This window comes from Pantoea sp. EABMAA-21 (genome assembly GCF_030053335.1).
GTDB classification, from domain to species: Bacteria; Pseudomonadota; Gammaproteobacteria; order Enterobacterales; family Enterobacteriaceae; genus Pantoea; species Pantoea communis.
Genome location: NZ_JASGBX010000055.1, coordinates 1 through 332, shown reverse-complemented (window position 1 = coordinate 332; position 332 = coordinate 1). Strand labels below are relative to the sequence as shown.

Annotated in this window: 1 pseudogene; it reads right to left on the bottom strand. The window is 59.0% G+C overall.

Features of this window, described 5'->3' with window-relative positions:
* Window positions 1-332 (bottom strand): annotated as a pseudogene (locus QMZ65_RS25435) (type VI secretion IcmF C-terminal domain-containing protein); the annotation flags it as partial.

The following is a 332-nucleotide window of genomic DNA, read 5'->3' as shown; positions in this document are numbered from 1 at the left end:
TGACTGTCGATAATCAGGTCAGTCTGCATCACGTCTGCAGCCGTGCCAGGACGCAGCTCAAAGTGCAGCCCGGCCTCGCCGCGGGTAAACATCACGTCAGAAATCCGGCTGAGCTGATTAAGCGCCTGCAGAAAAGCCGGGTTAAAAGTCAGCCCCTGAGCGTTGATGCTGTCCGGTATCCAGCGCGTGCCTTCGCGGTGCAGCACGCCGCTCAGACGCGACTGCAGGAAGCGGGTGATGCGTCCGTTCTCAGCGTTCAGATATTTCGCCAGCAGCGGCAGTGACACCTCACTGCTGACATTTTTAAACGGATAGCGGCCGCCAAACGCGCT